Genomic DNA, 8275 nt, shown 5'->3' with positions numbered 1-8275 from the left:
CCAGTTCATCCCGAACTGGAACTCCTGCACGATGCCGGTCACCACGCCGATGGCGAAGTTGATGAGGAACAGCTTGCCGAAGAACTTGGTGAGCCGCAGCCACTGCTCGTTGCGGGTCCGCAGCCACGCGGTCTGGTAGCCCGCGATGATCGCCGAGAGACCGATCGTGATCGGCACGAACAGGAAGTGGTAGACGGTGGTGATGGCGAACTGCCACCTGGCGATGTCGGTCGGGTCCACGATCGGGGCTCCTGGGTCTGCTCGGTCGGGCCGGTGTCGGCACGTGCTGCGGACGTCGCTGCAGACATTGCTCACGACGTTGGTCAGGACGCTAGGCAGCCCCGCTCGCGGTCCCCATGGCCCGAGGACTCTCCGGGTCGGGACCTTGGTCCTGCCTCGTCCCGTACATGCGCACCAGGAACGGTGCGGTGACCACACCGAGGCTCAGACCTGCGAGCGCGCCGGTGACCCCGCCCAGTGCGACCACCGCGGGCCACGGCCACCCGGCGCCGGCGGTCGTCGCGCCGGCGAAGATCACGGTCATCGCCGCCGTCCAGCCGAGCGCGCTGCCGAGGACCCAGCGACCCGGGCGGGCCGCTGGTCGCGCCGCGCGGCGGGCCAGGACCCAGGCCTGCGCGGCCCCGAGCAGGGCGCCCGTCACCAGGCCGATCCCGGCCGCTCCGGCGAGGATCGCGGCCAACGGCGGTGACGAGCCGGCCGAGTCGTCGCCGGACAGCGTCGCCGGGGCCGATCCAGCCGCCCACCCGAGGCCGGCCAGGACCAGGGTGACCGTGAACCAGGCCCGGCGGCCCCGCGGCCCGAGCCTGGAGCCGAGCGCACCGGCCTGGAGGGCGCCGAGGGCGGAGCCCTCCACCAGACCGCCCGCCACGACCAGCAGGAAGCCGAGGCCCGCGGCGTGGGCGACCCCGGCTCCGTCGAGGCCGGTCGCGCCGCGGGCCGCAGCGGCCGAGGCCGTCATGCCGATCGTCTCGGCCACCACGCAGGCGGTGACCCAGCGCCGGGCGAGCGGGCGCCCGGCCGTCGTCGGCGTCATGGCCCGTCGAGGACCTCGTCCAGGGGCCGCCGGGCGGTGCGCGCGAGCTCGCTGCGGCTGAGCTCCTGCCAGCCGAGACGCACCAGGATGTGGGGGGCCGCGAGGCCGCCGAGCACCTCGTGGTGCAGTGCCATCCGGGTCTCCTCGACCTCGATGACCTGGCTCAGCGGCACCACCGAGAGCCCGTCGAGCGTCGCCCGGAGCCACAGGGCGCTCAGCGCCTCGCCGGAGCGCAGCCAGTCCTCGGGGCCGTCGGTGTAGCCGCAGATGAGGATGACGCCGTCCGAGCTCTCCAGCTCGGGCGCCGGGTCGGCGAGGAGCCCGGTGCTGAACCGGCTGGGGGTGGTGACCGTGGTCGACCGGTCCCGTGAGGGCAGCACCTGGGAGGGGACGCCGTCGTCCGGCCCGTGGTCGACCCAGGTCGACTGCTCCTGGGCGACGCGCTGGTCGCGGGCCTGCAGGGAGCGGGCGCGCTCCACGAGCCGGTCGACCCGGAACCGGTCGGTCGCGTCCACGACCGGGACCAGGTGGGCACCGCGGGAGCCGCCGGTCCGGGCGAACGCGTGCAGGAGGTCGTCGGGCACCGGCCAGGACGTGAACCGGCGCCGGTCGGTGCAGCGCTCCCGGACGGCGAGGAGGACGTCTCCCGCGTCGTCGGAGACGGGGGACGGCGCGAGGGAGAGATGTGCCAGCCGGTTGGAGCCCGGCCCGTCCGGGAACCTGGTGACGGTGGCGGCCCAACCCATCGCGCCGGCCACCACCTCGGCGTGGTGCAGGGCGGCGCCGCAGCTGATGACCAGGTTGCGGCCCCGTGGGTCACTGGCGCCGAGTGCGCGGCTGGGGTCGGAGAACAGGTCGAGGCCGTCGTCCGTGGTGCGCCACTTCCACGGCTGGGTGTTGTGCACGCTCGGCGCCCGGCAGGCGAGCTCGACGAGCGGCCGCAGCACCTCCTCGCGGTAGCCGATCAAGGCCGCACCTGCACGTCCACCACGCCCGGGACGGACTCCGCGACCGCCCGGGCCGTCATCCGGTAGGGGGAGTCCTCGGGTCCCGTGAGCTGCACGGCGCCGTCCGTGACGGTCACCTCCCAGTCGCCGAGGCCGACCTCGGCGAGCACCGCGTCGACCTGGCGCTCCAGCTCGTCGTCGGACTGCGCGAGGACCCGGACGATGTCGCTGCGGCTGAGCATTCCCAGCACCCGGTGGTCGTGGCCGACCACGGGGACGCTCTTGATGTTCAGCGTGGTCATCAGCTCGATGGCGGCTGCCACGTCCGTGTTGGGTCCCACGGTGACGGGGAGCGTGGTCATCACGTCGACCACGGACCGCGGCCGGTCGGTGGGTGCCTGCTGGTTCGGCCACGCATGGGTGCGCTGGTCGGTCGGCACCAGGTCGCGGATCAGGTCGACCTCGCTGACGACGCCCTGGATCCGCAGCTCGGCGTCGACGACCGGGGCGGCCGTGATGCGGTGCTGCTCCAGCACCGTGAGGGCGTCCTTGACCGAGGTCTGAGGAGTCACGGTGACCGCCTCGCGGGTCATGACCTCTCGAACCAACATGGCGCACCGTCCTCTCCGGTCCGTGGTTCTGATACCCCGTGAGAGGGGTTGGGACCCACTGTCCGTGCCGCGCGAACCGAGGAGGAGGGACCTTGGTCCCGTCCCGGAAGGCCGATCAGCCTGTGTCTGGGTGGTCGGGGTGTCTACGGTGTGTGCATGGCCGAGACCGAGTCGACCCAGATCCGCGTGTTCCTCCTCGACGACCACGAGGTGGTCCGCCGCGGGATCAAGGAGCTCCTCGAGGCGGAAGGGGACATCGTCGTCGTCGGCGAGTCCGGCCTCGCGCAGGAGGCGACCCGCCGGATCCCGGCGCTGCGCCCGAACGTCGCCATCCTCGACGGCCGGCTCCCCGACGGCACCGGCATGGAGGTGTGCCGCGACGTCCGCTCGGTGGACCCCTCCATCAAGGCGCTGATCCTCACGTCGTACGACGACGACGAGGCGCTCTTCTCGGCGATCATGGCGGGCGCGGCCGGCTACATCCTCAAGCAGGTGCGCGGCAACGACCTGATCGACACCGTGAGGCGCGTCGCGGCCGGGGAGTCCACCCTGGACCCGACGGTGACCGCCCGGGTCCTGGAACGGGTCCGCAACGGCCCGCCCCGCGACCAGCAGCTGGAGGCGCTCACCACGCAGGAGCAGAAGATCCTGGAGCTGATCGGCGAGGGCCTGACCAACCGGCAGATCGCCGAGCGGATGTACCTCGCGGAGAAGACGGTCAAGAACTACGTGAGCTCGCTGCTGGCCAAGCTCGGGCTCACCAGCCGCACCCAGGCCGCCATCTTCGCCACGAAGCACCAGCAGCCCTGAGCCCAGCCGTCACCGAACCGCAGCCGCCGCTCACCGCTGGCGCAGCCGGCGCCCGGTGACCTTGTCCACCTCGATCGTGAGCTGCACGGCCTTGGCGCCGACCGGCCACACCTCGGGGGCGGGCGCGCCGGGCTCCACGAACCCGACCGAGGCGCGGCCCGCCAGGATCACGCTCCAGCCGAGCCGGCTGTCCGGGTCGTACGCGTCGACCTCGAAGGCCACCCGGCTGTCGTCGCACTGCTGGGCCAGCGCGGAGTAGGCGGCGGTCCGCACCCGGACGACGCCCTCCTCGAGGGTGAAGTTCACCGGGACGACGGATGGCCCGTCCGGTCCGGTCCAGACCAGGCGGCCCACCGGTTCGGTGGCGGCGAGCCGATAGCACTCGGCCTCGTCCAGGTCGGTGAGCTGGCGGTCGGTCGGCTCGTCCATGCGGATCAGTCTCCCGCACACCCGCCGGGGCACGGAGGGCCACAGGTCCCGAGCGGGACGGGTCGGGCGGCCTCACCGCACCGTTCCGGCACCGGCGGGCCCGGCGTTGCTAGCGTGAGCGCGTGTCAGACCACGAGGGCCTCGCGGACGTCGAGTTCGACGAGCTGCTGCGCGAGGTGCTGGCCCGGGTCCACGGGGTCCTCGACGAGCAGGCCCGGCTGCGGCTGCTGCTCGACGCCGTGGTCACGATGGCGGCCGACCTGTCCCTCGACGGCGTGCTGTCACGGATCGTGGTCATCGCCAGTGACCTGGTGGACGCGCAGTACGCCGCTCTGGGCGTGCTCGACATGGGCCGCGAGCGCCGGCTGCGGACCTTCATCCACCACGGGATGTCCGACGAGCAGGTCGTCGAGATCGGCGAGCTGCCCTCGGGTCACGGCCTGCTCGGGCTGATCATCGACCAGCCGGAGCCGCTGCGCCTGCACGACCTCACCGCGCACCCGGCCTCCTACGGCATCCCGGAGGGCCACCCTCCGATGAGCTCCTTCCTGGGGGTGCCCGTGCGGATCCGCGACAAGGTCTTCGGCAACCTCTACCTGACCGAGAAGGCGGGCGGGATCGACTTCACGGCGGAGGACGAGAGCATCGTCGTCGCCCTGGCCGCGGCCGCCGGCGTGGCGATCGAGAACGCCCGGCTCTACGAGGAGGCCGAGCAGCGGCAGGAGTGGCTGTCGGCGACCGCTGAGATCACCGGCGTGCTGGCCGACCCCGCCTCGCAGCACGCGGCCCTGCAGATCATCGCCGACCGGGCCCGCTCGGTGGCCGGGGCCGATCTCGCCTGGGTCGTCTCGGGACGGGTCCCGGAGGAGCTCGTGCTCGAGGTCCTCTCCGGCGCGGAGATCAGCCGCGATGCGCTGCTGAGCGTCGCGATGGAGGAGTCGCTGGCCGCGGAGGTGGTGCGCGAGCAGGCTCCGGTGAGCGTGACCGACCTCGGCGCCGCGCCCGGGGCGGTCGACTGGTCGGCCGCGCTGGGGCTGCCGCCGGTCGGGCCGGCGATCGTCGTCCCTCTCGGCGCTCGCGGCGCCGTCGAGGGCGCTCTCACGCTGGCCTGGCTCCCGGAGCGGGCGTACGCGGCCGACACGCTGGACCCGGCGTTGCCCGCCAGCTTCGCCGAGCAAGCCGCGCTCGCTCTCCAGCTCGGGCGCGCTCGCGCCGACCAGCAGCGGCTGTTGCTGTTCGAGGACCGGGACCGGATCGGGCGGGACCTCCACGACCTGGTGATCCAGCGGCTGTTCGCGGTCGGCCTGGGACTCGAGAGCGTCGCCCGCTCGACGTCGGACCAGGCGGTGACGGCGCGGCTCGCCACCGCGGTCGACGACCTCGACGAGACGATCAAGGACATCCGCCGGACGATCTTCGCGCTCGGCACGCTGGCCGACTCGACCGATCTCCAGACCGAGGTGACCCGCCTGGTCGACCGCGCCGCGTCGACCCTGAAGTTCCGGCCCACCCTGAGGGTCGAGGGACCGGTGCGCACGCTCGTGCCCGACCACGTGGCGCCCGACCTGCTCGCGGTGCTCGGCGAGTCGCTGTCCAACGCCAGCCGGCACGCCGAGGCCACCACCGTCGAGGTGCTGGTCAGCGCCGGCGACGAGATCAGGGTGCTGGTCAGCGACAACGGCCGCGGCATGGGCGAGGGGGTCCGGGAGAGCGGGCTGGGCAACATGCGCGAACGGGCCCTCAAGCACGGGGGCACGCTGTCGGTCACCTCGAACGCCGGCGTTGGCACCACCGTCGACTGGCGGGTGCCGATCCTCGGCTAGCCGCTGCGCCCCGCGCGGCGGCTACCTGCTCAGCGCGCGGGCGGTCCACCAGTCCTGGCAGAGCGCCCCGATCCTGCGGCCCCAGGCCGCCGCCCGGGCGACCTCGCCGGCGGCGAGCGGTCCCTGGACGTCGTCCACCAGGTAGTAGGTCGGCCGGTCCAGCACCGCGAAGCCCTTGGCGTGCGCCAGCCGGCGGGCCGCGGGCCCGGCCGCCATCGGCAGCCGACGGACCTTGCTCACCCGAGTGTCGAACACAGCGACCGGCGGTGGGTGGTCGCCGGGGTGGCAGCCGCCCAGCCACTCACGCAGGCCGGAGGTCGCGCGTTCCGGGTCGGCACCCTGCCGGACCGCGTCCGCGCGGGTGCTCGCCCGGCTCATCGAGAACGCATGGGTCGGCGAGCCGAGCACCAGAAGCGCGAGGTCGTCCGGCACCCGGTCCGGGGCGTCGAGGACGCCGAAGACCTCGGCGTCGAAGCCCTCGAGCGCGAGGCCGCGCGCGACGGCCGCGCCGACGGTCTCGGTGTTGCCGAACATCGACTCGACCAGCACCCACGCCTTCTTGGCGGGGCCCCCGTCCGAGGTCGGGGCGTGGTCGTGCTCCATCGCTGTGCTCATGGAAGGAGCCTGCCCCGCCCGGGACCGCGGACCCACGGCCGGAGGTCACGCAGGACCGGGACCTACGGCACGCCGCTGGTGCGCCCTTCTCCCTCCCTCTCCCCGCGGGGTGCCCCACCGTGACGCGCAGGTCACACACGGGACGACGCTTGCGAGCGGCCGGATCGGGCACGGGAGAGTCATGACCAAGAACACCGCAGCAGAAGCCCGTGAAGGCCTGCTCGACAGCCTCGCGGGCAAGGCCAAGGAGGTTGCCGGTGCCGTCACCGGCAACGACGCCCTCGTCGAGGAGGGGCACGTCCAGCAGGCGGAGGCCACCCGCCGCAAGGAGGCAGTGGCCGACGAGGCGATCGCCGACGCGCAACGCGCGGAGGCGGCCGAGGACGTCCGGGAGGCGAACGCCGAGGCCGCCCGCGAGGAGTCGGTCGCCCGGGCCGAGGCGGACCGCCAGGAGCGCATCGCCGAGCAGGCCAGGGCCGGCGAGCACGCCGCTGCCGAGCAGGAGGCGGCACGCGCGGAGGTCGCGGGCCGCGCGGCTGCCGAGGAGCGAGCGGTGCAGGCCGGCCAGGCCCAGATCCGTGAGGGGCAGGAGCTGGCCACCGAGGCCGTCGCCGCCGAGCAGCGGGCCGCCGCCGAGCGGACCCGTCTCGAGCACGAGGCCGATGCCGCCGAGCGCGAGGCCGACCGGCTTCGCGAGCAGACCGAGAAGTGAGGACCCCGATGATCAGCACCCTTGTCGCCCTGCCCTACGAGATCGCCAGGCTCCCGCTCGCGCTGGTCGACGGCGCGCTCGCGGACAGGCTCCCGGACACCTCGACCACCCGAGTCACGCTGGACCGCGCCCTGGGCTCGGCCGACAAGCTGGCGGGCAGGCTCACCAGCAACCGCGCCATCGCCCAGCGCGGCGCCGACCGGCTCGACCGGCTGGACAAGCGCGTGACCGCGGCACGCCTGGACGAGGACGCGGCTGCCAAGCGGGAGCAGGCCGACGAGGTCTTCCGTGCGGGGCGTCGCCAGGCCGCCGAGAAGCGCTCGACGGCGCAGGAACGGATCGCCTCCGCGCCCGAGAAGGCGGAGGCCGTCGAGGTACGCGCCAAGCAGGAGGCGAAGCTGCGCGCTCGGTCGACCGCGTCGGCCAGGAAGAAGTCCGCCGACGAGCGTGCCGTGCAGGTCGTCGAGTCCGCGGAGCAGCAGCAGCAGCGCAAGGAGGCCGCCGCCGCGGCCCGGAAGAAGGCCGCCCAGCGGAAGGCGAAGGCGAAGGCCGACGAGGCGCGGGAGACCGCCCGCGACGCCGCCGAGGCACGTGCCGACGCCGACCGCCTGGACGAGCTGGTCGAGACCAAGAAGCAGGACCGCCGGCAGGACTGACCTGCAGGACTTGACCGGCAGGACTGACCGGTCTGAACCTCAGGGTGACGGCGGGGGCGTCTCCTCGTCGTCATCCTGAGGTTGCGGCTTCACGACGACCACGGCCACCCGGTCCACGGTGTGCCGCTCGGTCGGTTCGAGCCGACCGGCGTACCGCGCCTTCCTGGCCTCCTGCTGGACCTGGAAGGTGACCGTCCCGTCGGCCCCGAGGATGCCGGTGGCGAGGGTGACCCGCTGCCCGTCGCGACGGCCGCTGAGCGTGACCACGTCACCCGCGTGCCCGCCCGTCGCGGCCGCCACGATGGTGACGGTGTCGCCATCGACGGTCGGCGCCAGCCGGAGCTCCGGTCGCACCCGCACCCGCCAGCGCTCGCTCCTGGCGTCCTTCGTCCTCAGCCGCATCGCGGTGTTCTCGTAGACCGGAGGTGCCACCAGGGAGACCGCGCCGTCCTCGTCGGTGGTGCCGGACCCGACCCGCTGCCACTCCCCGTCCTCGAGCTGCATGAGCGCGACCTTGACGTCCTCCAGGCCGGCGCCCTCGTCGTCGGCGACGACGCCCGTGAGCACCAGCGACCCGGCGTACTCCACCCGGTGGGTCGTGCTGGAGATGCTCAGCGA

General features: G+C 73.6%; 11 protein-coding genes. 4 read left to right on the top strand and 7 right to left on the bottom strand.

The annotated features are described in order from the left end of the window. From JHD21_RS18410 to JHD21_RS18395, 4 genes are all read right to left on the bottom strand, one after another. A partial coding sequence (locus tag JHD21_RS18410; RefSeq protein ID WP_292678172.1) for a cytochrome ubiquinol oxidase subunit I occupies nt 1-240 on the bottom strand: 240 nt, incomplete at its 3' end. A 91-nt stretch (nt 241-331) separates the two neighbouring features. Beyond that, nucleotides 332-1054: a hypothetical protein gene (locus JHD21_RS18405; protein ID WP_292678170.1), complete on the bottom strand. Its 723-nt coding sequence runs from the start codon at nt 1052-1054 to the stop codon at nt 332-334. Next, on the bottom strand, nt 1051-2022 hold the full coding sequence (locus JHD21_RS18400) for a hypothetical protein (protein WP_292678168.1): 972 nt from the start codon (nt 2020-2022) through the stop codon (nt 1051-1053). Before JHD21_RS18400 ends, JHD21_RS18405 begins: the two co-directional genes overlap by 4 nt. After that, nucleotides 2019-2612 (bottom strand): CBS domain-containing protein, encoded by a 594-nt coding sequence (locus JHD21_RS18395; RefSeq protein WP_292678166.1) that lies wholly within the window; start codon nt 2610-2612, stop codon nt 2019-2021. The genes JHD21_RS18400 and JHD21_RS18395 overlap by 4 nt, the downstream gene beginning before the upstream one ends. 156 nt (nt 2613-2768) lie before the next feature. Between JHD21_RS18395 and JHD21_RS18390 the strand changes: the two genes are divergently transcribed. Continuing rightward, entirely contained in the window at nt 2769-3422 is a 654-nt protein-coding gene (locus JHD21_RS18390; RefSeq protein WP_292678164.1) for a response regulator transcription factor, read from the top strand. A 30-nt stretch (nt 3423-3452) separates the two neighbouring features. Here the strand turns inward: JHD21_RS18390 and JHD21_RS18385 are convergent, their stop codons facing one another. Beyond that, nucleotides 3453-3851 (bottom strand): pyridoxamine 5'-phosphate oxidase family protein, encoded by a 399-nt coding sequence (locus JHD21_RS18385; protein ID WP_292678162.1) that lies wholly within the window; start codon nt 3849-3851, stop codon nt 3453-3455. Nucleotides 3852-3973: 122 nt separating this feature from the next. Here JHD21_RS18385 and JHD21_RS18380 point away from each other — a divergent pair, with 122 nt between their 5' ends. Continuing rightward, nucleotides 3974-5674, top strand: a complete 1701-nt coding sequence (locus tag JHD21_RS18380) for a GAF domain-containing protein (RefSeq protein ID WP_292678160.1) — start codon at nt 3974-3976, stop codon at nt 5672-5674. A gap of 21 nt (nt 5675-5695) precedes the next feature. Here JHD21_RS18380 and JHD21_RS18375 read toward each other — a convergent pair whose 3' ends face one another. Beyond that, a complete protein-coding gene (locus tag JHD21_RS18375) occupies nt 5696-6289 on the bottom strand; it encodes a flavodoxin family protein (protein ID WP_292678158.1) in 594 nt (197 codons plus the stop codon). Nucleotides 6290-6470: 181 nt separating this feature from the next. Between JHD21_RS18375 and JHD21_RS18370 the strand changes: the two genes are divergently transcribed. Next, the gene (locus JHD21_RS18370; protein ID WP_292678156.1) at nt 6471-7001 is read left to right on the top strand and encodes a hypothetical protein; all 531 of its coding nucleotides are present in this window, start codon (nt 6471-6473) and stop codon (nt 6999-7001) included. A gap of 8 nt (nt 7002-7009) precedes the next feature. Continuing rightward, a complete protein-coding gene (locus JHD21_RS18365) occupies nt 7010-7657 on the top strand; it encodes a hypothetical protein (RefSeq protein WP_292678154.1) in 648 nt (215 codons plus the stop codon). A 39-nt stretch (nt 7658-7696) separates the two neighbouring features. On the opposite strand, the gene JHD21_RS18360 is transcribed toward JHD21_RS18365, so the two are convergent. Continuing rightward, the coding region (locus JHD21_RS18360; protein ID WP_292678152.1) for a hypothetical protein at nt 7697-8275 on the bottom strand (579 nt) is incomplete at its 5' end.

Origin of the sequence: Nocardioides sp. (assembly GCF_016462705.1) — a bacterium.
In the GTDB taxonomy this organism is placed as follows: Bacteria; Actinomycetota; Actinomycetes; order Propionibacteriales; family Nocardioidaceae; genus Nocardioides.
Note: the sequence above shows the minus strand (reverse complement) of the source record. Positions and strands in the feature narration are given on the sequence as shown.

Coding starts and splice junctions, on each gene's coding strand:
- JHD21_RS18405 (WP_292678170.1), bottom strand. CDS start 1,054: ATGACGCCGACGACGGCCGGGCGCCCGCTCGCCCGGCGCTGGGTCACC.
- JHD21_RS18390 (WP_292678164.1), top strand. CDS start 2,769: ATGGCCGAGACCGAGTCGACCCAGATCCGCGTGTTCCTCCTCGACGAC.
- JHD21_RS18375 (WP_292678158.1), bottom strand. CDS start 6,289: ATGAGCACAGCGATGGAGCACGACCACGCCCCGACCTCGGACGGGGGC.
- JHD21_RS18365 (WP_292678154.1), top strand. CDS start 7,010: ATGATCAGCACCCTTGTCGCCCTGCCCTACGAGATCGCCAGGCTCCCG.
- JHD21_RS18395 (WP_292678166.1), bottom strand. CDS start 2,612: ATGTTGGTTCGAGAGGTCATGACCCGCGAGGCGGTCACCGTGACTCCT.
- JHD21_RS18385 (WP_292678162.1), bottom strand. CDS start 3,851: ATGGACGAGCCGACCGACCGCCAGCTCACCGACCTGGACGAGGCCGAG.
- JHD21_RS18370 (WP_292678156.1), top strand. CDS start 6,471: ATGACCAAGAACACCGCAGCAGAAGCCCGTGAAGGCCTGCTCGACAGC.